The sequence below is a fragment of the Helicobacter sp. NHP19-012 genome, from assembly GCF_019703325.1.
Taxonomy (GTDB): domain Bacteria; phylum Campylobacterota; class Campylobacteria; order Campylobacterales; family Helicobacteraceae; genus Helicobacter; species Helicobacter gastrofelis.
In genome coordinates, this window is the sequence record NZ_AP024819.1 from 513,833 (window position 1) to 536,850 (window position 23,018).

General features: G+C 46.7%; 20 protein-coding genes. 6 read left to right on the forward strand and 14 right to left on the reverse strand.

Annotated features, from left to right (window positions below):
- Positions 1–21 precede the first annotated feature (21 nt).
- Positions 22–1,494 (forward strand): phosphate acetyltransferase, encoded by a 1,473-nt coding sequence (pta, locus tag K6J74_RS02680; protein ID WP_221272345.1) that lies wholly within the window; start codon positions 22–24, stop codon positions 1,492–1,494.
- Complete coding sequence (locus tag K6J74_RS02685) at positions 1,494–2,684, forward strand: acetate kinase (RefSeq protein ID WP_221272346.1); 1,191 nt, start codon at positions 1,494–1,496, stop codon at positions 2,682–2,684. The genes pta and K6J74_RS02685 overlap by 1 nt, the downstream gene beginning before the upstream one ends.
- Before the next feature lies 1 nt (position 2,685).
- Here the strand turns inward: K6J74_RS02685 and traF are convergent, their stop codons facing one another.
- The 6 genes from traF to K6J74_RS02715 form a co-directional block, all read right to left on the reverse strand.
- Positions 2,686–4,107 carry a conjugal transfer protein TraF gene (traF, locus tag K6J74_RS02690; protein WP_221272347.1) on the reverse strand — a complete coding sequence of 474 codons (1,422 nt, stop codon included), beginning with the start codon at positions 4,105–4,107 and terminating at the stop codon, positions 2,686–2,688.
- A 64-nt stretch (positions 4,108–4,171) separates the two neighbouring features.
- Entirely contained in the window at positions 4,172–4,891 is a 720-nt protein-coding gene (locus tag K6J74_RS02695) for a TerB family tellurite resistance protein (RefSeq protein ID WP_221272348.1), read from the reverse strand.
- Entirely contained in the window at positions 4,891–5,190 is a 300-nt protein-coding gene (locus K6J74_RS02700) for a hypothetical protein (protein WP_221272349.1), read from the reverse strand. The genes K6J74_RS02695 and K6J74_RS02700 overlap by 1 nt, the downstream gene beginning before the upstream one ends.
- Before the next feature lie 9 nt (positions 5,191–5,199).
- Positions 5,200–6,693, reverse strand: coding sequence for a DUF5644 domain-containing protein (locus K6J74_RS02705; RefSeq protein WP_221272350.1), 1,494 nt, complete (start codon positions 6,691–6,693; stop codon positions 5,200–5,202).
- Entirely contained in the window at positions 6,693–7,160 is a 468-nt protein-coding gene (locus tag K6J74_RS02710) for a hypothetical protein (protein ID WP_221272351.1), read from the reverse strand. Before K6J74_RS02710 ends, K6J74_RS02705 begins: the two co-directional genes overlap by 1 nt.
- The gene (locus K6J74_RS02715; protein WP_260321666.1) at positions 7,160–8,923 is read right to left on the reverse strand and encodes a M3 family oligoendopeptidase; all 1,764 of its coding nucleotides are present in this window, start codon (positions 8,921–8,923) and stop codon (positions 7,160–7,162) included. The genes K6J74_RS02710 and K6J74_RS02715 overlap by 1 nt, the downstream gene beginning before the upstream one ends.
- A gap of 84 nt (positions 8,924–9,007) precedes the next feature.
- Here K6J74_RS02715 and K6J74_RS02720 point away from each other — a divergent pair, with 84 nt between their 5' ends.
- Positions 9,008–9,787 (forward strand): hypothetical protein, encoded by a 780-nt coding sequence (locus tag K6J74_RS02720; RefSeq protein WP_260321667.1) that lies wholly within the window; start codon positions 9,008–9,010, stop codon positions 9,785–9,787.
- A 238-nt stretch (positions 9,788–10,025) separates the two neighbouring features.
- Positions 10,026–10,169 carry a hypothetical protein gene (locus K6J74_RS08435; RefSeq protein ID WP_260321668.1) on the forward strand — a complete coding sequence of 48 codons (144 nt, stop codon included), beginning with the start codon at positions 10,026–10,028 and terminating at the stop codon, positions 10,167–10,169.
- A gap of 106 nt (positions 10,170–10,275) precedes the next feature.
- On the opposite strand, the gene carB is transcribed toward K6J74_RS08435, so the two are convergent.
- From carB to K6J74_RS02750, 8 genes are all read right to left on the reverse strand, one after another.
- Positions 10,276–13,512, reverse strand: coding sequence for a carbamoyl-phosphate synthase large subunit (gene carB / locus K6J74_RS02730; RefSeq protein WP_430886789.1), 3,237 nt, complete (start codon positions 13,510–13,512; stop codon positions 10,276–10,278).
- A 178-nt stretch (positions 13,513–13,690) separates the two neighbouring features.
- A complete protein-coding gene (locus tag K6J74_RS02735; protein WP_260321669.1) occupies positions 13,691–14,176 on the reverse strand; it encodes a BspA family leucine-rich repeat surface protein in 486 nt (161 codons plus the stop codon).
- Between the two features lie 29 nt (positions 14,177–14,205).
- Positions 14,206–14,625, reverse strand: coding sequence for a BspA family leucine-rich repeat surface protein (locus tag K6J74_RS08440; RefSeq protein WP_260321670.1), 420 nt, complete (start codon positions 14,623–14,625; stop codon positions 14,206–14,208).
- A gap of 29 nt (positions 14,626–14,654) precedes the next feature.
- The gene (locus K6J74_RS08445; RefSeq protein ID WP_260321671.1) at positions 14,655–14,990 is read right to left on the reverse strand and encodes a BspA family leucine-rich repeat surface protein; all 336 of its coding nucleotides are present in this window, start codon (positions 14,988–14,990) and stop codon (positions 14,655–14,657) included.
- A gap of 1 nt (position 14,991) precedes the next feature.
- On the reverse strand, positions 14,992–15,405 hold the full coding sequence (locus K6J74_RS08450; protein ID WP_260321672.1) for a hypothetical protein: 414 nt from the start codon (positions 15,403–15,405) through the stop codon (positions 14,992–14,994).
- 73 nt (positions 15,406–15,478) lie between these two features.
- Positions 15,479–15,958, reverse strand: coding sequence for a restriction endonuclease subunit S (locus tag K6J74_RS02745; RefSeq protein WP_221272353.1), 480 nt, complete (start codon positions 15,956–15,958; stop codon positions 15,479–15,481).
- On the reverse strand, positions 15,913–16,038 hold the full coding sequence (locus K6J74_RS08455; RefSeq protein ID WP_260321673.1) for a hypothetical protein: 126 nt from the start codon (positions 16,036–16,038) through the stop codon (positions 15,913–15,915). Before K6J74_RS08455 ends, K6J74_RS02745 begins: the two co-directional genes overlap by 46 nt.
- Positions 16,039–16,195: 157 nt before the next feature.
- Positions 16,196–20,329: a restriction endonuclease subunit S gene (locus tag K6J74_RS02750; RefSeq protein ID WP_221272354.1), complete on the reverse strand. Its 4,134-nt coding sequence runs from the start codon at positions 20,327–20,329 to the stop codon at positions 16,196–16,198.
- A gap of 600 nt (positions 20,330–20,929) precedes the next feature.
- On the opposite strand from K6J74_RS02750, the gene K6J74_RS02755 reads away from it, so the two are divergent.
- Together K6J74_RS02755 and K6J74_RS02760 are read left to right on the forward strand one after the other, a co-directional pair.
- Positions 20,930–21,853, forward strand: coding sequence for a TrbG/VirB9 family P-type conjugative transfer protein (locus K6J74_RS02755; protein ID WP_430886790.1), 924 nt, complete (start codon positions 20,930–20,932; stop codon positions 21,851–21,853).
- A complete protein-coding gene (locus K6J74_RS02760; protein WP_221272356.1) occupies positions 21,850–22,959 on the forward strand; it encodes a DNA type IV secretion system protein ComB10 in 1,110 nt (369 codons plus the stop codon). The genes K6J74_RS02755 and K6J74_RS02760 overlap by 4 nt, the downstream gene beginning before the upstream one ends.
- Positions 22,960–23,018: the final 59 nt, after the last annotated feature.

The following is a 23,018-nucleotide window of genomic DNA, read 5'->3' on the forward strand; positions in this document are numbered from 1 at the left end:
CCCCTTTCGTAAAGGAGAAACATGGCAAAAGGTATTCTGGTCGTAGCTCCACGGGCTTTAAAAGCCCCAGCCCTAGAGTTTTTACAAACCCTTTTAAAACACCATCAACACAGCGTGGCTATTTTTGAGCCTATGGAGCAACTAGGCGGCGCATGCCTAGAATTGTGCGCTGAGAACAAGGAAGCGTTTTTCACCAAACTTTTAAGCCTTTATACCGCCTTAGGCGACGCACACGATTATATTTTAGTGGGCGATCTAAGCCCCTTGCAAGCCTTTTATCCCTACGCACATGTGGATTTGGCAAGACATTTAAATTTAATCGTGGTGCAAGCCCTAGAAGATCTAAAAGAAGCTAAACTTGCCACCCACACATGGCAACAAGCCGGGCTACTCTGCCCCCTATTCCTTGCCAAAGGCAAGGTAAGCCCAGAAATCCTAGATTTAAACACGCCCCCCGAGCAAGCTAAAGAAAGTTACCAAGCCCTTGAAAAGGCGACCCCCACTTGTTTAAGCCCCCTAGCGTTTCAGCACCAAATTTTAGAGCGGGCTAAGGGCGATGTGAAAACGATCGTCCTGCCTGAGAGTGGGGATGTGCGGATTTTAAGGGCAGCGCACGCGATTTTGCAATTAAAGGCGGCAAAGTTAATTCTGCTTGGGGAAAAGGACAAAGTGCATAAGGATGCTGAGGCTTTAGGGCTTGATTTGCAAAACACTTTGATTTTAGACCCTAGCACTTCTGCCTATTTGGACACCTTTGCTAACACGCTTTACGAGCTACGCAAAAATAAGGGCTTAAGTCTAGAAGAGGCGCAAAAGCTTGTCAAAACCCCCACTTACTTTGGCACAATGCTTGTCTATCTCGGGCATGCCGATGGCATGGTTTCGGGCGCAACACACACCACCGCCGACACCGTGCGCCCGGCTTTGCAAATCATTAAACTTGCCCCGGGTAATAATTTAGTTTCTAGCGTGTTTTTCATGTGTTTAGACACTAAAGTGTATGTCTTTGGCGATTGTGCAATCAACCCTAACCCCAACAGCGCTGAACTCGCCCAAATCGCCCTAGCTTCTGCCAAAACTGCTAAAGCCTTTGGCTTTGAACCTAAAGTCGCCATGCTCTCTTACTCCACAGCCACTTCGGGCAAGGGTCCTGATGTGGATAAAGTTTCTAAAGCCGTGCAGATTGCTAAAGAGCTGGACGCCACTTTAGCCCTAGATGGACCGCTACAATTTGATGCAAGCGTGGATGTGGCTACGGGCTCTAAGAAAATGCCCGGTAGCCTTGTAGCCGGGCATGCAAATACCTTCATCTTCCCCGATTTGGATGCAGGCAATATCACCTATAAAGCCGTGCAGCGCTGCGCCAACACCCTAGCCATAGGTCCCGTGTTGCAAGGGCTTAAAAAGCCGGTCAATGATTTGAGTCGGGGCTGTTTAGTTGAAGATGTGATCAACACAATCATCATCACCGCCATTCAGGCGCAGGGGCTGTAATGCGGATTTTAGTGTTAAATTTAGGCAGTTCGTCCATTAAGTTTCAGCTTTTCAATATGGAAAAGCGTATGGTGCTTGCTAAGGGGCTTTTGGAGCAAATCGGCGAGCCTGAGGGTAGAATTAGTATCAGCACGAGTGCTAAGGCTTCCCAGACCGAGAGCCTACACATTACCGACCACGCCCACGGGCTGTTAAAAATGCAAGAAAAATTGCAAGTGATGGGGGTTTTAAAGAGTTTGGAACACATTGATGGCGTGGGGCATCGGGTCGTGCAAGGGGGGGATTTATTCATCAAGCCCACTTTAATCACGCCCGAGGTGATCGGGCATTTGGAGGATTTGTGTCCCCTAGCTCCCTTGCATAACCCCGCCCACTTAGCCGGGATTAAAGCTATGCAAAAGCAGGTGCCAAATCTGCCCCAAGTGGCGGTGTTTGACACCGCTTACCACCAAACAATCCCCCCCCACGCTTTCACCTATGCTTTGCCCTATGAGCTTTACGAACGGCATAAATTGCGCCGTTATGGCTTTCATGGGACTTCTCATAACTTTGTCGCCCAAGAAGCCGCACGCTTTTTACATATCCCTTACCGCAATTTCAACGCCATATCCTTGCACCTTGGCAATGGGGCGAGTGTGTGTGCCATTAGAAACGGGCAAAGTGTCGAAACTTCTATGGGGCTCACCCCCTTAGAGGGATTGGTGATGGGCACACGCTCGGGGGATTTAGACCCCGCCTTGCTCGGCTATATCGGGCAACTTACAAATAAGGACACCGCCGGTGTGGTGCATATGTTAAACCACGAGAGCGGATTAAAAGGGCTTTGTGGGGACAACGACATGCGCGCCATTGAAAAGCGCATCGATGCCAAAGATGAGCGGGCAAAACTTGCCTTTGACATTTACGCCCACCGCATTAAAAAATATGTCGGGGCTTATGCCTTCGTGCTGGGGGCATTGGATGCGATCATTTTCACGGGAGGCGTGGGAGAGAATTGCGCCCGTTTGCGTAAAGCCGTGTGTAGCGAGCTTGAAAACTTTGGCATTTTCTTAGATGAAGAGGTCAATAGCAACCCACGCCCCGGGATTGCGCTTTTAAGCCAAGCACGCAAGCTTCCCATTTTAAGAGTGCCTACAAACGAAGAGTTAGCGATTGCTAAGGCGACCATGCAAGTGGTGCAAGCCCTCTAAATCACCACTCCCAACCTCCGCCCACACGGAAGGCTAGGTAGTTAGGTAGTTTCATGTCGGCTAGGGAGCCTAAGATTCCACTTGCGGCTGAGCCTCCTAAAGCCACAGTTTGTAAACCCGATTGCACAGAGAAATCCAACACCCTAAACAAGCGGATACCCCCCGTTAAAATCACCCCTTGGTGCAAGCCCGCTTGGGCGACATTGCCCATCGCCCCTAGTTTGAGCGCAAACCACTTCCAGTTAAACATCACCCCACCCCCGATCATTTGGCTACGCTTGTCTAACATGAGCATTTTATTTGAGGTTAAGTCAAAGTCCATCGCCAAATTTAGCCACTTCCAGCGATAACCAAGCCCCAAGCGCACTTGTGGGTCGATGCGCATGTCGGGCAAATGGGCGTAGCGGATTTTGGGGGCGTTTAAATATTTACCCACAAGCCCTAGAGTGAAACCCTTAATGCGGTAAGCCCCGCCCAAATCCAACCCAAAGTGGCTTTGGCGCACCATGTCCTGCATACTGAAAGAAAAATTTGAAAATAAGTTTTGGGCTTTGGTGATGACTTGGTCCACGTTACCAGAAATTCCAAGCCCATAGCTCAAGGTGTAAAGATACCTAAAGGTTACACCCACAGAAATGCGCCCCGCTTTTTTTAAATCAAAACCCTTGGCATAGCCAATAGGCACTGAACCAATCGCCAAAGCCTGCACCCTTGCGGCGTTGTTGGCGTTGGAGGAAAGCAAAGAAGAGTTCAAATATGCACTTTGGGTGCTTTGTTGAAAAGAGATGCTGTTGGCGTTGATTTGTGCCCTGGTGTAAACATTGTTGCCGTCTATAGTAAAAGGGAAGATGAGTTTGTTGTGGCGTGGATCGACCACTGCGCTCGCCCCAGCAAAAAGGCTAGCAAAAACGCCGATGCCAAAAGTCCCAATCCCGCCCTTGATTTTTTTCATTTTGGGGTGGATTTGCACCACGATGCCGTTTTGCGAATCGACATGCAAGCCATTTAAATTCAAAAAGTCTTTAAGGGCGTTGCCGGCATTGACAATTGTTCGTTCATTTGGACCTTGATTGGCGTTTATACTAATGCTGCCCCCATCTGCGAGGGTTTGTAGGGTAGAGCTAGACATGAGACCTTGTAAGGATTGGGCGATGGTGTCACTTTGGTTAAAAACTTGCAGGGCATTAGAAGCCAAAGGCAAAATATTTTTCTCCCGCACCCCGACTCCAAAGCTATAGCCTAGCTTACTGCGTGCGTCTATGTCGAGCAACGCAGGGTTGTAATACAGCCCCCAAGCGGAGTTTTCCAGAGCAACGCCCGCCCCGCCCATGCCAAAACTCGTATCCCCCATTTCGCCAAACTCTAAACCCTCCACGCCACTGCAAGCCAAGGCGCACAAAACTAAGGTTTTTTTCACTGCCATCTCTCCCTTCATCAAAAATTTAAGGGGTATTCTAGCATGTTTTCTTTTTATTTATAAAACTATTTTAGAATGATCCGCTCTCTTTTTGAGGATTTTTAAGAAACTGCCACAGCTCTAGCATAACTTGGGGCAAGTAGCTTTTATTCCATTTCTTGGGGTCAAGCAGGTTTAGATGCTTTTCTTGCACCTGTGCCTTAAAACCCTCAAAGTCCGCCACCTCTAGGCTCTCTAATGGCTCAAATGTCAAGCCTGCAAAGCCCTCGTAAAGTTGGTTAAAATCCGCATTCTCTAACCCTAAGAACGCCCCTATGTCTAGCAAGGCTTCTTTCTCTTGATCGCCAAGTATCCCATCGCTGTAAGCGAGTACAAACAAGAGCTCCACCCACTTCACCCGTTTTTTATACTCCCCATGCGCTAGGTTAGAGAGCTCGTGGCAGAGTTCTTCAAGGGGTCTATCGGCTTCTTTGTAAATTCCTGTGAGCAAGTCTAAGTCTTTGTTTTGCACTTGGCTTAAATCCTGCAAGAACACTTGGCTTAGGGCTTGGCTTAAAGGGGTTTCTTTGATATGTTTGCTAAACACCCCCATTAAGTTGGCAAACAACCCCGCTTCGCTGCTTTTGAGCACTTCTAGGGGCGTGGGCAGGGCGTGGGGCTCAGGTGGGCTAAACTCTTGTTTTGTAAGCTCGGGGAGAGTTTTGAGTGGGTTTTTCAAATACTCTTGCAAGGTGTAGTATAAATAGATCAACACCACAGCCACGCCTACAACCAACACCACTTCTAACATCAAAGCAAACTCGCATTGTCGCGTTTTTTAAAATCCCGTTCCGTGACTGCTTGGTTCAAACGTCGTCTTTCTTCCTTCTGTTTTTTTCTTAAGTCCATTTTACGCTCGTAGCTCCTTTTGAGTTGTTGTATGTAGTCCTCCCGTTTTTCTGGGGGCTGGAAAGATATGGGCTTTGTCAGCAATAAAAAAGCTACAAAAAAGAAAATCATGAGGGCTATATCTCCCGAAGTCTCGCCATTGACGATATACCACGCCAAACCTAGCACCATTGCAAAGAAAAGTTTTAGCCCTGTTTTCAACACACTCCTTTATAAGAAGTTAACGGCATTTTTATGGCTCTCTAGCCCCAAAGCTTTAATGTCCCTTTCGCCTAAAGCTAAGAGTATCAACTGGGGTAAGAACAACACACTTGTGCGGTCGTGATCCCTTTGGTAGGCGTTTGAGCCTTGCTCGGCTAGGGTGTCAAACATATGAAACTGACTGAGCGCATCCACCATTAAAAAATCCGCACCCAAATCAATGCCCGCATAGCGGATACGCGCTGACTCTTTAAGTGCCATCTGGCTGTCAATGTCTAGCAAATGGGCGTAGGACTCTTTGGCAAATAGGGGGCTGTGGGTGTGCAGATCCAGCCACCTTAAGAGGGCGGGGTGCTCTTGTGCGCTCTCTTTAAACCACACCGCACTAAAGCCCTTAAAGGGGGTTAGGGGCTCAAGCTGCAAGATCTCTTTTGCCAACAAGTCGTTTAAAAAGACCACTTGTGCCTGCTGGCTATAGCTCAATTCATAGGCGGCAAGGTTGTTATTCACTGCTTCTAATAGGCTAGGCTCGCTATCTAGCAAGGCTTTGGCGTAGGTGGCGTTTGTGTAAGCGTCCTCGTCAGCGCACAGCAAAACCCCCCCGACTTTATGCGCTAGGGCAAGGTTATAGGCGTTGGCGGTTAAAAATTTTTCTAAATCCGCCAAACGCCCCCAATGCCCACCATCAAAGACACAGGGCAACTCCACAAAGTTTAAATGCAACTTTTGCAATAAAAGGCGCGTGCTTGCAAGCAGCGGGGCCAAGTTGTAGGTCTGCGGGTAGGCGGTGTAGAGCAAGTAGGGGGCTTGCTTGTTTATGTCGGGCTTAGAGAAGTTGTAGGCAATGTTGCCTAAGTGCGCCCATGGATTGTTGGCAAGCGGGCATTTAGAGCCATTTAAAAGCATTTGCTGTAGGCTGTAAATCTCTATGTCTAGCGCATCGCTCTTAGGATAAATGCGGTGCTTAAGTGGTACAAAGTGCATCACGCCATGCTGCTTGTCGGCAATGCTGCCTAAAATCTCAAGGCTTCTATGTGGATAGCGTTCCATCAGCCACTTGGCATACAAGAAAAATCCATCCCCAAAGTAACCCGCATGTTCTTTGGGCGTTAGGGTGTTGATGTTGGTGTATTTGGCTAGCTCGGCTCTCTCTTCTTGGGTTAAAAAAGGCGTGCTTTTAAAGAAGTTAGCATAAGGCTCTAATAACGCCTCTTCATTCAACAACAAATCTTGTTTAGCGTAAGGGATGGACAAAGGCTCAAGCACCCATTCTTTGCCAAAGCGGGCGATCAGCTCGGCGATCTCTAAGTTTTCAAACACAGCGATTTGGTTGATCTTCAGCCCCAAATGCACGGGGTCGTAGGCAAGATTAGGGATGTTTTCTAGCACCTCGCTTAAACGCCCCTTGGGGTTGTAGCCCACATTATAGAGCACATAGGCGGGGTTGTAATCGCAAGCGGGGTTGAATTTAAAGGCACGGATTTTTAAGGTGAGTAGGCTCATTAAGGTTCTCTCTGTAAAGTGGCGATGACTTCTTGATTTCTAGGGTCGGATAAAATCGCGTCCTTAGAGTTTTGCAGGGCTTCAGCGGTGCTGTCGGCAAAAATCATATGCCCCTCGCAGCGGTTAAACAGCACGACATTCGAGTCGTTTCTATCTTTGACGATGATTTGCACGATCCCCTCTAAAGCGATGCGCACCGTGGTTTCAAAATTGTCGCCCAGCCCCGCTTCAAAGCTGATATGGGCGGGGTCTTTGACGATCTTCAAGCTTTCAAAGGTGTAGCCAGCCAACACAAAGAGCACAAACGCCCCAAAGTCGGCGCGCTGCTCTTCGGGCAGGGGGGGGTCAAAGTGCACATGCTCTAGGGCACAGAAGACGCTAAAATGCGTGTGGGTTTGGTGCAAAAAGGCGAGACAATCCAAGCAATGTTGGTTCGTCATTGCCTTGTATCTTTGCAAAATGTCCATTAAAGCAAGTCCTCAAATTCTTTCAGCATTTTCTCCACTTCGTGCATGCCAATTTGCCAAAACTCTTTATCGGCGATGTTAAAGCCAAACATGCCCACCAACTCTTCAGGGCTTTGGCTGCCCCCCTTGCTTAAAAAGGTGGTGTAGGTGTCCACAAATTCTTGTTTCTCTTTGGGCGTTTTTTTCGAGCGGTAAAGCCCAAAAAGGGCGAGGACTAATAACTGCCCGTAGCTGTAAGAGTAGCAGTAAAAGGGCGAATGGATGAAGTGGGGGATGTAGCTCCACCAGCGGGCGTAATTCTTGCTAAGCTTTAAACTCTTGCCAAACATTTTTTCATTCTCTTCTTGCCAAATTTTGTCAAAGTCTTTTGCCTTCAACTCTTCAAAATGATCCCCGCATTGGTGGATGCGCCTTTCAAAATTCGTCATCACCACTTGCCTAAACATAGTGGAGAAAATGTCCTCCAATTTGCCCGCATAAATGCCCCTAAGCTCTTTCTTGTCTAAGTCTTTCTTTAAATTCTCAAACAAGAGCATTTCGCCAAAGACAGAGGCGGTTTCGCTGGTGGTTAGGGGGGTGTTGGTGTTTAAATAGCCCACTTGGCGGCTTAAAGACTGGTGGATCATATGCCCGAACTCGTGGGCAATGGTAAAGGCAGAGCGCCTATTACCCGTGAAGTTTAAAAGCACGAAGGGGTGGGCGCTGGGCACCGTGCTGTCGCTAAACGCCCCGCCTCTTTTATCGGCTCTAGGGTGTGAATCCACCCAGCCCCCCTCAATGCCTTGTTTCACGATCTCATAAAATTTAGGCGAAAAGTCTTGGTAAGCCTTACAAACCAAGTCAAGGGCCTCCTTGTAGCTTAAGGGGGTTTCTTTGGACTCAATGGGGGCGTAGCGATCGTGGTCTTTGAGTTTATGGCCTAAGATTTTTGCCTTGCTTTTGTAGTAGCGGTGCACTAGGGGGTAGTGCTCTTGTACGATCTCAACCATGCTATCCACGCTAGCCTGTGGGATTTGGTTGCTCAAATGCCGAAAGGTTTCGGGTTTTTCGTAGTGGCGCAACTTGGTGTCAATGTGTAGGTCTTTACGCACCATGTTTAAGACATAAGTGAGCACCAACTCCTGCTTTTTTAGCGACTTTGTCAAGGTCTTTTGCGCCTGTTTACGCAGTTTGCGATCGGGGTTATGCAGCTCGGATAAAATCTCCTCTTCGCTTAGCATTTTGTTTTGAAAAGGCATTTTTAAAGAAGTGATGACTTGGTCAAACAAGTTAGAAAACGCCTCCACGCCCACGCCGCAAGTGGCTAAAAGCACCTTTTCTTCAGGCAGGCTCAGCATATGGGGCTTTTGGCGCAAGAGCAGGCGCAAGAAATAGGCGTATTTGGGCGTGGCAGAGATCAACGCCTCTTGTTTCTCGCTTTCTAGGGCGCAAAACTCGTTTTCCACAAAGAGCAAATGCTTGCTCATGTCCGCACATAGAAGTTGGTACTTTGCGTATAAATCGCTCCTTTTAGCGTCTACACAGAAAATCAAAAAGACATAACTCATGGCGCGTGAAATGCCCTCGCTCAAACTTTCATACTCTGCTAAAACACCTCCAAACTTTTCGGGCTCTATGCTGGCAAAAGTCCCGGCATGCTTTTTCTCAAAATCAGCAACTTTTTTATCCCAAGCAGCTAGGTGTTTATCTAAAGCGTCTTGGTCTTTAAAAAGCGCGCTCAAATCCCAGCGGTGTTCCAAATCTTTTGTGTCTTTGCTTCCCACAAATACTCCTTTCAAAAATAACCCCTATTCTAGCATGTTTTGGTCTGTGCTATAATGTTTCTTTATTAAAGCCAAGGAGACACTTTGTCAAAGAGAGCGATTTTAGCGGGGGTGTTGTGCGGGGGTGTGTTTTTGGGTTGTAGTGTGTACCAAAGCTCGGATCCCGACACCACCCCCCCACCCTACAAAAAAGAGAAGCCCAACAAACAAGCCAAAGCGCAAGCCAAAGAAAACCACGCCCTAGAGCAACAAATTGAGCAGCTTAAAAACGCCGTGGCCACCAACGAGCGCAAAATGGACGCGTTAGACCACAAGTTCAAAAACCCCCAAAACCAGAGCCCAAGCCCCAACCACACCCCCAGCCCCCAGCCCATCTACAGCCACAACCTCAACCACCCCCAAGTCCAGACCCACACACCACCTCCCCCCCCAGCCTTTAAAACCAAATCCACCACCATACACATAAGCAGACACTTTTTGATAGGCTATGGGGTGAGCGATGTTAGTGCTAAAACCCCTGAAGATGCTAGAGATAGTGCCTATTTCAACGCTAGACGGCAACTCACCTTCGCCCTTTACAACCGCCTAAGCCAAGCTTTGAGCGCATACCATTTAAGATCCGAGCACCTACGCAATGTCTTGCTGTTTACCATTGACAAAGCCATAGACAGCCCCCAAATCTATAAAGAAAAAACCCTAGTCCCCCTCGCCCACTACGACAAAACTTTAATGGTGTTGCTTGTGGATAGCGCGGTGATCGAGCAAATCCGCCAACTCGTGCACACGCAATACCACTTCTCTACCCAGCACCGGCACTTATTTGACCACTTGCTCTATGGCGTGCAAATAGAGTTGTTGCACTAAAGTAGGGGCAGCCACGCCCTTCAATCACTTAGCAAGTATTTTTTCGAGCCGCAAAAGGCACTGCCTCAAGGTGTTTTCCTCAACCTGAATAACAATCTCTTTAATAAAAGCTCACAAACATCCTCTAGTTTTGAAACAAAGTTTTCAGCCCCTAGCTTCTCTGTGGTGATTTGGTAATACTTTTTTCAAAGCCAATAAAGTGCCTTTGTAACCTTTTGGCCGCAAGGGTGGTTGGCTGTTGGGTGGTGTGCAAAAAATCAAAAACGGCAACAAGAGCCTCACTAGCTTTAAACACGCCTTTTACTTCCAAGAAATCGGGTTTTTGGCATTACGCCGTGGGGCTAGGCGGCATGACAAACGGCAAAGAAGCCTTAGTTTTTAAAAAAAGGTGATTGAATATCTTAGGAAACACAAAAACGACTAATCCAAAGAATCCTAAACCCTTTTGGCATAAAAATTTATTCTCACCCAAAGCCCAGCTTTTAAACTTAAGCTTTTTGCAACTCTTGCAAACTCACGGGGGGGTTGTGCTTGAATTTGGAGTACTCAAGCAGGCTTAAAAGCACCTTTTCGACAGCTTTTAGTGTGGTGAAATAAGAGATTTTGTTTTTGAGCACCTGAATGCGGATGATTTTAGAATCTTCGCTCACCCGGTCGCTTGTGTTGATCGCCATGTCGATCTCGTGATTTAGCATAAAATCCGAGATATTGGGACGGCCTTCAGAGATTTTAAGCACCTGCACGCTTTCTAGCCCCTCAGCTTGCAAGGCTTTATGCGTCCCGGTCGTGGCGTAGAGCTTAAAGCCTAGGCTAGCAAAGGCGCGCATTAAAGGCATTGCCCTTTGCTTGTCGGCATCTTTGAGCGACACAAAGACATGCCCGCTGTGCTTGATGGGGTTGTTGCAGGCAAGTTGGGACTTATAAAAGGCTTCGGCTAAAGTGTAGCCCACGCCCGCCACTTCGCCCGTGCTTTTCATTTCAGGTCCTAGCACCAAATCCGCCCCATAGAGTTTATTAAAGGGGAAGACGCTTTCTTTGACAAAGACATAGTTTAAAGGCTTGGCTAAGTATAACCCTCCGCCTTTATTCTCTAGCCCCTTAAAGTCCTCTAGGTGTTGTCCCACCATCACCCCGATCGCCATTGCGGCAATGTCTAGCCCTAAAGCCTTAGACACAAAGGGCACGGTGCGGGAGCATCTAGGGTTGATCTCTAGCACGAAGAGTTGGTTATTTTTATAAGCAAATTGGATATTGACTAAGCCCAGCACCTGCAAGCCCAAAGCGATTTTTTGCGTTTGGCTATAGACTTCTTCTAAAACCTGTGGGCTTAAACTTGGGGGGATAAAGCAGGTGCTATCGCCCGAGTGGATACCGGCGGGCTCAATGTGCTCTAAAACGCTACACACAAACACGCTTTGTTGGTCGCAAATGGCATCTACATCGAGCTCCAAAGCGTCTTCTAAAAAGCTATCCATAAGCAAACTAGTTTCAAAGCTGTAGTTTTCTATGTACTCCAAACACTCCTCTTTGGTGCGTAAAATCCGCATTTTTGCCCCGCCTAACACAAAGCTGGGGCGTAAGATTAGGGGCAAGTCTAGCTGGTCTAAACACTCTAGGGCTTGTTCTTTGGAGTTGGCACATAGCCCTTTGGGGTAGGCGATGTTGAGGCGGTCTAAAAGTTTATGGCATAAATCCCGCTCTTCGGCAATTTCAATGTTCTTAAAGGCGGTGCCAAGCAGGGGGATGTGCAGGGCTTCTAAGTCTTTGGCGATTTTTAAGGGCGTTTGCCCCCCAAAGCCCACCACCACGCCCATTAAATGCGCTTTTTCGCGGGCAACAATCTCTAGGACATGCTCTAAAGTGATGGGCTCAAAGTAGAGTGTGTCGCTGGTGTCGTGGTCGGTGCTAATCGTCTCTGGGTTGTTGTTGATGATGATAGGGCTTAGCCCCATTTTCTTAAGCGCAAGGCTGGCATGCGTCAAGGCGTAGTCAAACTCCATGCCCACCCCGATTTTATTCGCACTTGAGCCAATTAAAATCACCTTTTGGCGGGTGGATTTGGGGGGGTTGTTGTGGGTTGGGAAAAAGGGGGCGTAGGTGCTGTATAGGTAGGGCGTGGGGCTTTTAAACTCGTTTGCGCTCAAATCCACTTGGTACATTTTAGGGTGCAAGTCTAGGGTATCCCTAGCTTGGCGCACCTCTGACTCGCTCACGCTTAAAAAGCTGGCAATGAGTGAATCGCTTAAACCCATGCTCTTAAGCCTAAATAAGGCGGACTTGTCGCTTAAAATAGCTTGTTTATCCGCCTCTTTGAGCTCTAATAGGGCTTGCACGATTTCTTGTATCTCGTTTAAAAAATAGGGGTCAAGGTAACTTAGAGCATACACCTCATCTACGCTTAAGTTTTGGGCGAAGGCGTGCATGGCGTATAAAATCCTGTTAGGGTTAGGGCGGCGTAGCTCCTTTTTTAAAAACGCCAAATCTAGGGGGCTTTCTAAGAAGGGGCGTAGGTTTTTAAGGCGGTAATCGCTCTCTAGGGCTTTCATTAGGCTTTCTTTAAAGCTCCCCCCGATGCCCATGACCTCGCCGATGCTTTTCATAGAAGTGCCTAAAGTCGTATCCACTTGGGGGAATTTCTCAAAGTCAAAATGCGGGATTTTGGTGATGATGTAATCTAAAGTCGGCTCAAAACAGGTCGTGCTTTGGGTGATGTCGTTTTGTATCTCCTCTAGGGTGTGCCCTAGTGCTAAGAGCGTGGCGACTTTGGCGATGGGAAATAGGGTTGCCTTGCTGGCTAGGGCTGAGCTGCGGCTAACCCTAGGGTTCATTTCAATGACTAATAAACGCCGATCTTTAATGGCAAATTGCACATTCGCCCCCCCCGTATCCACGCCCACCGCCCGTAAAACCGCAAAGCTGGCATCGCGCATGCGTTGGTATTCTTTATCTGTCAAGGTCAAAGCGGGGGCGATGGTGATGCTATCGCCTGTGTGTATGCCCATAGGATCGACATTTTCAATACAGCACACAATCACGCAATTATCCTTGCAATCGCGCACCACCTCCATTTCAAACTCTTTACAGCCTAGCAAACTCTCTTCAATGAGGATTTCGCTGATGGGCGAAGCCTCTAGGGCGAATTTGGCTAAGTCTCTAAACTCCTCAATGTTAAAGGCAACGCTGCTCCCCTCCCCGCCCAAAGTAAAACTAGAGCGAATAATACAAGGAAAACCCACCTCTTTAACCACAGCTAAAGCCTCCTCTTCGCTGTAGGCATACCCCCCTTTGGGTAAATCTAGTCCAATGCCTAGCATGCACTCTTTAAACGCACGCCTATCTTCCGCCTTTAAAATGCTCTCAATCTTTGCCCCTAAGAGTTTAACATGCTTTAGCGCCCCCTCAAAATGCCCTTGTTGGTGCAACTCCACCATGATATTAAGAGCCGTCTGCCCCCCCATTGTGGGTAAAATCGCCTCGATGCCCTCCTGCTGGACGATTTTAAGCACATTGTGCGTGTTGATAGGCTCAATGTAGGTTTTATAGGCTAGGGCTTTGTCTGTGTTGATGGTGATGGGATTTGAGTTTAACAACACCACCTCATAGCCCAAATTTTTAAGCGTTTTAAGGGCAATGCTAGAAGAGTAGTCAAATTCGCACGCCTGCCCTATGACAATGGGACCCGATCCAATGAGTAGAATCTTCTTAAAGTTTTGCATAAGGGGGATTATAGCAAAAGTTGGGGGCATAGCCCCCAAGACAAAGCTAAAATGTAAGGGCTTGAGTGGGCTAGTTTAGTCTGGATACCAGCGGGGGCGTCTAGCTAGGCTATCACAGCCGGAGAACATAAGGGTTGCGTTTCCGACATTTCCGACCTTAGAGACTTTCCAGCGGTCTAGGTTTTGGTTAAAACTTTATGCAATTTTGGAACATATAGCTCATCCCCGCTACATTAGAAGTATCCCAGTTCTCTAAGGGTTGGTTAAAATTAGTGCAATCACAAAACACGCTATACATGCTTGTAATGCTAGAAGTGTCCCAATCACTTAAAGGCTGGTTGAATCGTTTGCAACCCGAAAACATCGACGAAATATCTTTGACACTAGACATGTCCCAATCACTTAAAGGCTGGTTAAAGTTCTCGCAATAAAAAAACATCCCTTTCATGTTCTCTACTCTAGACACATCCCAATCCTCCAAAGACCCGTTAAAATTCTTGCAATTCTGAAACATGTTCTCCATGTTCTCTACTCTAGACACATCCCAATCATCTAGAGGTTGGTTGAAGGTGTAGCAATTCTGAAACATGCTTTCCATGTTTTTCACACTAGACACATTCCAATCGTTTAATGGTTGGTTAAAATTTTCACATCCAGCAAACATCGCTGCCATGTTTTTAACGCCAGTAACATCCCAATCATCTAAAGACTGATTGAAATTCTTACACCCCTAAACATACCCTCCATGTCTTCCACACTAGACACATCCCAGTTATTTAAAGGCTGATTAAAATTCTTGCAACTCCCAAACATGCTTCCCATGTCTGTAACCCTAGACACATCCCAATTTTCTAGGGGTTGGTTAAAATTCTCACAGCCAGAAAACATTAGATTCATACGCACAGCCCCAGACACATCCCAACGATTCAAAGGCTGGTTAAAACTCTTGCAATTAGCAAACAAGGCTGTCATATTTTCTACTCTAGACACATCCCAGTTATTTAAAGGCTGATTAAAGCTAGTGCAACCAGAAAATGTAGCCCACATATTCACAACTCGAGATACATTCCAATTTTCTAGGGGTTGGTTAAAATTTTCACACCACACAAACAAACACTTCATATTTTCTACCCTAGACACATACCAACTATTCAAGGGCTGGTTAAAGTTTTTACATGCCTAAACATAGCCTGCATGTTTTTGACATTAGACACATTCCAGCTAGAAATATCATGGTTGAAGTGGGTGGCTTTGTAGAACATGTCCTCCATATTAGTTACATGCGATACATCCCACTCTTCCAGTCCCTTAAAATCTCGGCGTGCAAAGGATTCGGTTTCATCATCTTCATATTCCGTATCCCCATTAGAAAACACAAAACTTAAATCCGTAATCTGACTAATATCAATCTCCCCTAAATGCACGCTCTCATCGGCGACTAATTTTTTCAGCTCCTCTTTGCTCTGAGGACAATATTTTTTAGCCACTTTAGGCGTGGCTTTGGGGGTGGCTGGAGTATTTAAGGCGGGGTGTTCTTTTTAGACTAGCTAGCACCCCCTCTAAATCCAACACGCTTTGCTCTAAGCTAGCTAAAAGCTCCAACACCTCTTTAGCTGTGCTGGCTCTCTCTAGGCTGGCTAAAGGTGTGGCACATTTAGCCTTAATGCGTTTTAGGCTGATCAACGCTTGTTCTAATTTAGTGTCATCCTCTAGGCTGGCGTAATGCGTGTCTAGGGCTTGGCTTAAATGGCTCAAGGCTTCTACTAACGCACTGAATTTAGCGTGCAACTCTTGTGCCTCCTCTTTGACGCTTGAGCCCTCCTCTAACACCCCCCTAGCCAACCGCCCCGCCCTTTTAACCGCCTTGATCTCTTGCTCTAACTTTTCTAATGCTTGTCGCATGGTTACCTCCTATGTCAAATAATGGGGGGATTATAGCAGAAGTTGGGGGTTGCTTGGGTCTTTGTAGCCATAGCTATATGTTTCGGTTCAGATATTTTTTTAGGATGACTTCTTGTTGTCCCTCTAAAGACTTTATAGTATTTTCTAGGGCGGTGCGTTCTTGTTCGATGTGGGCAGTGGTGTGGGTGATTTGCTCTTGCACTTCTAGGGGTGGGAGGGGGATTTTAAATTCTTTAAAGTCCTCTGTATTGAGGCTTGGGTAAGAGGCTTTAGGCATGCGCTCCTCCATTTGGCGCATTAAATCCGCTGAGAACATAAACAAAAGGTAGAGAAATTTAGAGTTTAGGCCCTCTTTGCCCTGTAAAATGGCAAAGCCCGTAGAAAATAGGGTGTTTGGCATGCTCTCCTCAATGTAGGCAAAACCTTTAAGATAGGGGCGCACGCTGGATATAACCACGCTATCACTAGGGGCTAGACGGCGCGCTCTTGTGGGGAGTTGGTTGCCCGCTATGGGGGGTTTAGATGGATTTTGCCCGTGCCTTTTTCCACGCAATCAATATCGATGTAGCGGTATTCTTGGTTCTCTTGGCTTGGGTTGTGGCTGTGTTGGTTGATGAGACAATGCGCCCCCAATTTGACAAAATCCCACCCACTAGCGTGGGGTTTAGTAAGAGATTGTAAAAGCGTGGCTAGAGCGGGCTTAAGCCCTACTTTTTCTAAGGCGTGGGTGAGGAGGGCAAGGCAAGACTCTTTGAGGGTTTTGGCGCGCTTTAGTTTGTCTAAGATTGGCTTAAGTTTTTGCGATCTCTCTCTCTCTCTCTCTCTCTCTCTCTTTGCCTAAAAACTCTTTTAAGATTTCTTGCTCTTTGCCCTCAAGCGCGGCGATCTCTTGGTCTAGGCAGGCGATTTCTTGCTCGATTTGGGTCAATACGCTTATAATTTGCTCTTGTGCCTCTAGGGGTGGGAAGGGGATTTTAAGGCTATAAATGTCGCTGCGGTTAATCCCGGGCACGCCTATGCCTATCTTTGACTTTTCTAGCTCTAAACCTTGCAACACGAAGTAAAGTAGTTTGATGTTGTAGGGCAGCTTTGTTTCCACATAAAAGGTTGTGTCAATAGGGTAACAATCTTTTTCGCTATAGGTTACCTTGCCTGCTGAACCTTTGCGTCCCACGATGATACAAGGGGCTTTGACAAGGTAGGCATTGTGGTAGCCTACAATCCCATTTGAGCCCATTACGGGGTATGCGCCCTCTTTTCTCTTGTTTTCTTGTAGGGCTTTTCCATATTCTAGGCTACACACCTCCCCCAATTTCACTAAGTCCCACCCCCTAGCTGGGAGGCTAGGTAGGGTTTGCACTAAGTTTTTGAGCTCCTCTAGCTTGGGGTCTGTGGGCACGGGCTCAAGGCTCAGGGTGGCTAGGGTCTCTAGGATTTTAAGGGCACTTTCTACCCCCCCCCCATTTTTCGCACCGCACACCCCGCAAGCCTCTAGCACCGCTTGAATCAAGGCTTTATATTGCTCGATACCCATACGCACCTCTTGGTAGCGTTTTTCGATTTTAGCACACTCGGCGATGATGTGCTCTTGCACTTCTAGGGGGGGCAGGGGGATTTTAATCCCCATCATGAATGTTTTACTGATGTTTTTCCTACCACTCACCCCCTTAAACCCCGCCTCTAAAAGTTCCAAATGGTGGCGCAACACAAGATAGGCGTATTTTAAGTGCAAATCGGGGCGACCCCCTCCAAAAATATAAGTGTGGTCTGAGCTGGCAAACTTGCCCTTAGTGTAGTGGATATTGGCACTCCCCCCGTCCCCGATGATTAACGCCTCCATGTCAAAATCGTAGCTCTCGCATTTAGACACTTCTAGGGACGACTTGTAAAAGTCAAAAGCCCCATTGGCATTTTCAAAAGATGCGGGGCGTTTGCCCTTGCCAACGCTCGTTAAGAGTTCCCCCAACGGCACTAGCTCCCACTTGCCCCCCTCAAAGGGATTAATTGCCTCCTCCCACCTGCCCATAAAGAGGGTAACCGCTTCTCGTTTTGGGTTTAAATTAATCACTTTGTCTAAAGTGGCTTTAGAAAAGTCTAACATCTCTCTTAAAGGGGTGCTAAAAAGTTGATACCCTGCGGGGTATTTTTCTAAATAGCCCGATAAATCTTTGTCTAAATCACGCGATAAATCTAGAATAGGAGTGTTTGCTAAGATAGAGCCCATAAAACTTTTAAGTGCGTGGGCGAGTTTGGTGGGGTCGTCTGCGTCTTTGGGGTTATATAGGGGGGTTTGGATGTCTTTAGCCGATTGGAGCTTTTCTAAGGGATCTTTGTTGGCATTGTCTTTATTGTTGGGGTTATTTGAGGCGTTGTATTTAATGCCCTCATCGCCCTTGCGCTTGCTCCAGCTGTAGCCCAAAAACGCCTTCATTCTCTTGTCCTTTTTCTCCTTTTTATCTTTGTCTTTGTCCTTGTCTTGTTGTGGGCTTTTTAACACCAACACCTCCTCACCCTGCACGCTGGCAAAGAGGCGCATTTTCTCTAGCTCTAGGGCGTGGATTTGTTTAAACGCCTCTTGCTCTTGCCATGCTTGTAGCCTCTCTTGGTAGTCTTGGCTTTTAAAATAGGCACTTTGCTTAGTCTTATGGGCTTGTTTAAGGTCTGTGTTAAAAAAGGGTGAGAGCTTGAACCACTCTTGTTTTAGGCTCTCTTGGGGGAGGGGTTTTTTAAAGATTTTGGGTTTGTCGGCATTCAAGTCGTCTAAATACTCTTTAAAGCTTGTCTTAAGCTCTGGGCCTAGACTCTGCTCTTTTAAGAAGACTTTAAAATCCTCTAAAGGGTAACCCCTAAAGGCGCAATACTCTTGTAAAAAGGTGTGTTGCTTGAAGTCATCATCTAGTCTAATGCCCTCCACTAGGGCGTTGACGAGGTCGTTGTGGAATTTTTTGGTCTTTTGGGCGTAGAGGATGATGGTTTCCGTGCCCGTGCTGCCAAAGGTACGCGAATTGAGCCTTACAATGCTAAGGATTTTAAAATGCTCGAGCAAGAGGGCGCGGGTTTCTATAAAAAGCTTTTCGCTAGTGGTGTCTAAAATGCTTACGGGCAAGATGAGGGCAAACAGCCCGCCCTCTTTTAAAAAGTGCCCCGCCCGCTCAATAAAGAAACATTCGATGTTGTCGTTGTTTTTATAGCTCTTGCTCTCCACACAGCTAGACACTTTAAAGTCTTTGATGACGCTGGCATCTAGGGTGCTTAAAAAGCCACTGACAGAGTAGGGCGGGTTGCTAAGGATCAAATCAAAGCTTTCTAGGGCAAAGTCGTCCTTGTGGGTGGGGGTGATTTTGTCAAGCGCGTCTTGAAAAATGATGGTGGATTGGCGGTTATCGTGGGTTTTGCTGTTAAAAATACAAGCCAGTTTAGAGACTTTGGAGAGGTCTTTGTTTTTCTCAATACCATAGACTTTAGCGTCCTTGTGTTGCACCATAAACTCGCTTAAGAAATGCCCCGCTCCACAGGCAAAGTCGAGCATTTTAGCGGTGGGGGGCAGGGTGGGCAAAGAGTGGATGATGAAGTTGGTGATGGGGGTTGGAGTGAAAAAACGCCCTTCGGTTTGGTGGATGTGGCGGTTTAAAAAGCCTTCAAAAAGGTCGCCTAAAAATTGGTTGGTCTGGCTTTCCATCAGGTGCAGGGATTGGATGAGCCCCACCACCTGCACCAAGACTTTAAAGTTTAAGTAAAATTCCTCTTCGTTTTCCACCTCCAAAAAGTTAAACTTTTTGATGTTGAAGTATTTTTGTTTGTCAAAAAGGGCATCGAGCTCTTTTTTAAATTTACCCGTGTAACGCTTAGCTTTGTCAAAAAGTTTAGCAATTTCATCTTTTTTAACATTCACCACTTTTTTATTAAAGAGGTTTTCAACTCCCCTTGCATAGAGGTCTAGAAGGCGGTCGCAATAGGCGATGGGGTTGTCTGCGTGCGCCCCTTTATATATGAATTGTAAATCCTCTCCATTTTGAATCTCATCCACCACCTTACATAAGAACAAATCCACCAAAATATAAAAGCTGTTTTCGTAATTGCCAATGGAGTGGTGGCGTAGAATCGTGGCAAATTCGTGGTAAATGCGGTTGATTTGGTTGATAGAAACCTTTTTTAAATCCTTGAGGCGGTATTTTTCCTTGCCGATCTGGTAGGCTTGGATATCTGGTTCAAAAATCCCGTTTTCCACATAGGCACTCGAATAGGTCTGGCTCCACACCTCAAAATAATCCTTGGCGTTGCCATTGGCGGGGTCGTCAAAACCGCGCAGTTTCTCACTCTCTTTGCGATCTTCGTTGCGTCTCTTGAGGTGCTCTTGGTTATCCTTGGTGCAAATGAGATACATGGCATGCTCGTTGGCATCCACAAAGGCGAGCAAGCACAGATAGGGGACTTTATGCACGGCGTAGTAGCTGAAAAGTTGCCCCCCGTTTTTTTGCATGTTGTCCCACTCTTTGTTAAACTCCTCCCCGTAGGTTTTATTTTCAATCAGCACGAGGGGTTTAAACTCTTGATCCAAGACTAAAATATCCCCATAGGCTTTTTGCCCATGCCCCACCTTAAAAGTGGGTTCTAAAATGATATGCTCGGGGGCGTAGCCTTTTTCTAAGAGTTTATGCACCGCCACTAAGCAGACAAAGTTTTCATTGGAGTTAAAATTGGTGGTGGTGTTGCGATGGATAATAAAGCCCGTGCTAGGATCATCATTACTAGGGTAGTCGCCCTCTTTAAAGCTTTCATCCTGTGGGGCGTAGGTAATTTTTTTGTGTTTGAAATCTACGCAAATTTGGGCGTTATTGGGGTAATTGCATTCAAAGACTTCGCCCTCGGGTGTTTTAAAGCCTAGAGTCTTTAAGATGTCTTTTAAGTTATGTTCTGTGATCACCAAGTCCCTTTAATTAAATAGGGTATTGTAGCTTAAAGGTTCTAAAAAGGCTTAAATTTACCACCCCCACCCTAAAGCCTAAAGTCTAGCTAGGCGGACGCTGTCCTATTTGAAGCCGCGATCTCCACTTAGAGTCCCCTAACTTTAGTTGTGGGGAGCATGTCAACACCACCCAAGCCCTTTAAGTTTTAGTTTGGATACAAGCGGGGTCGTTTGGCTGGGCTATCATAACAGAGAACATGGAATGTGCCTCTCTAACCTTAGAGATTTTCCAGCAATCGGTATTTTAGTTAAAACGGCTCTAACCGCTAAACATCTGCGGCATATTTATAACATTGGAAGTGTCCTAATCATCCAAAGGTTGGTTAAAGACGCTTACAGCTATCAAACATCCTAATCATCCAGGGGTTGGTTGGAGTTTTTACAATTATCTCATAGTCTCCACACTGGAGACATCCCAGCCATCCAACGATTTGTTAAAATTTTTGTAACCTTTTAGAAATCTTGTGATTAAGGTGTGTAGCGTTGTAAACACATCCCTTATATTCGTTACATGTGAAGTGTCCTATCTTTGGTGCGCTCTTGGATCTAAACTCTGCTATAATGCCCTCTATGTGGGCTTTTAGGCTTTTCATTTTGCTTTTTCTTGTGTGCGCTTTGGGAGCCAAGGAGGTGGACGAGCTAGCCACGCAAGAGGACACCCCCCAAGAGCACACTATCCAAGACCTACACGCCATCCAAAACAGCTTTTTCAACAAAGAGCGCAACGCCTTGGACAACACTTTGTTTATTGACTACAAACTCGGGCAAATGCCAAAACTGCGCCTACGCTACGCCATGGTTACGACCCTCATTTTTAGCGAGCCGATTGCTGAGGTGGTGCTAGGCGATGACATCGGTTTTAGCACCAAAACCCTAGGGCGCAATGTGCTTTTAATCAAGCCCCTAGAAGTGGGCATCGACTCGAATTTAAATGTCATCGGCACAAGCGGTAAAATTTATGCCTTTTATATTTTCTCCACGACTTTTACCAGCCCTAAAAACCCTATTTTAAATGTCTATGTGTCTAACAAGCACTTCTTTACTGACAAACAAGCCCTAAACCAACCCCTAGCCACGCTTGAAAACAAATCCCAAATCTCTACAACCCCCACGCAATTTTTAAAGATCGGCACGGGGGGCAATGTGCTTTTAGTGGATAAAAGCCAAATTGAGAGGGGCTATAAGGTGCTTGGGGGCAAGAGGCGGGCGTGGTTTTGTCTGTGGCTGTGTAAGATCGCCTTTAAAGCCCCCATTAAACCCCTTGACATTTTTAACGACAAGCATTTCACTTACTTTAAGTTTGACAGCCACCGCTCCAGCGTGAAATTCCCCGTAGCCTATAAAGTCGTGGATGGCTATGATAACCCGATCAACACCCGCATTGTGGGAGATTATTTAATCGCTGAGGACATCTCCGCCAAATGGACTTTAAGGGAGGGCAAGGTGCACGCTTGTGTGCGTAGAGTCAGCAAAGCCCCATGAAGCCCTTTGTTAAAAAAGCCCTACTCTTTGGGGGTGCTATGGTTGGTATTTTTATCACTTCCTTAATGCTAAACAAGCCCAAAAAAGTCCCCGAAGTCTTGGATTTTAAATCCACCAACTACCCTCTAGCCGACTATCTCTTCACCCCACCAAAAGTTAGCCCACCTAAAGAGAACCCCGAGCTCGCCCATTTGCAAGCCCTCTTACAAGAGAACGCCAAAGAGATCGCCAGCCTAAAGGCACAATTAGAGGAAGCTAAAAAAGCCCCACCACCCCAGCCACAGGTGCAAGAACCCCCACAAGAAACCCAGCCCCCACAAGAGCAAGAGCCCACCCAAGAGGAGCTAGACGCCAAAGACGCTTTAAGTGAGCGTATTCAAGGCTTTGAAGAGCCCCAAGAGCAAGAGATCGATTACGGGGCAAGCCACTTTGAAAATTTAAAAACCCACGACACCGCTACACATGAAAACCGCTTATTACGCACCATCACCGCCGATAAAATGATCCCGGCGTTTTTAGTTACACCCATTAGCTCCCAACTGGCGGGTAAAGTCGTGGCACAAGTGGAGAGCGACATTTTCGCCAACATGGGGCGGGCGGTTTTGATCCCCAAAGGCTCAAAGGTCATCGGCTATTACAGCAATAACAATAAAATCGGCGAATATCGCCTAGACATCGTGTGGAGCCGTATCATCACCCCGCAAGGTGTGAATATCACGCTCACCAACGCCAAAGGGGCGGACATTAAGGGTTATAGCGGACTTGTGGGGCAAATGATCACACACAACTTCCAACGCTATGGCATGCCCTTACTTGTTTCTACGCTCTCTAATGGGCTTTTAATCGCTTTAACTTCTGCCCTTGCCAACAAAACGGGTAAAAATAATCTCTTTGGCGATTTTTTACTCATGCAACTCACACGCCAAACGGGTTTAGGCTTAAACCAAATCATCACCCAAATCCTAAAAGATAAGAGCAATTTAAAGCCCATTATCATCATTAGGGAGGGTTCACGGGTGTTTATCTCGCCCAATTTAGACATATTCTTCCCCACGCCAAGAGAGGGGGAGGTGGTGGCTAAGTTTTTTAAACACAGCCCGCCTTAAACAAGCGTTTTTAGCTTTATTATTGTCGGTATATTTGTGGGAATTTTGTATAATACGGC

Bases quoted from the DNA above. Each gene is read 5' to 3' on its own strand.
- pta (WP_221272345.1), top strand. From the start codon at position 22: ATGGCAAAAGGTATTCTGGTCGTAGCTCCACGGGCTTTAAAAGCCCCA.
- K6J74_RS02695 (WP_221272348.1), bottom strand. From the start codon at position 4,891: ATGTTAGAAGTGGTGTTGGTTGTAGGCGTGGCTGTGGTGTTGATCTAT.
- K6J74_RS02735 (WP_260321669.1), bottom strand. From the start codon at position 14,176: ATGGCAGCGATGTTTGCTGGATGTGAAAATTTTAACCAACCATTAAAC.
- K6J74_RS02705 (WP_221272350.1), bottom strand. From the start codon at position 6,693: ATGAGCCTACTCACCTTAAAAATCCGTGCCTTTAAATTCAACCCCGCT.
- K6J74_RS02760 (WP_221272356.1), top strand. From the start codon at position 21,850: ATGAAGCCCTTTGTTAAAAAAGCCCTACTCTTTGGGGGTGCTATGGTT.
- traF (WP_221272347.1), bottom strand. From the start codon at position 4,107: ATGGCAGTGAAAAAAACCTTAGTTTTGTGCGCCTTGGCTTGCAGTGGC.
- K6J74_RS02685 (WP_221272346.1), top strand. From the start codon at position 1,494: ATGCGGATTTTAGTGTTAAATTTAGGCAGTTCGTCCATTAAGTTTCAG.
- K6J74_RS08440 (WP_260321670.1), bottom strand. From the start codon at position 14,625: ATGAAGTGTTTGTTTGTGTGGTGTGAAAATTTTAACCAACCCCTAGAA.
- K6J74_RS02710 (WP_221272351.1), bottom strand. From the start codon at position 7,160: ATGGACATTTTGCAAAGATACAAGGCAATGACGAACCAACATTGCTTG.
- K6J74_RS08450 (WP_260321672.1), bottom strand. From the start codon at position 15,405: ATGCGACAAGCATTAGAAAAGTTAGAGCAAGAGATCAAGGCGGTTAAA.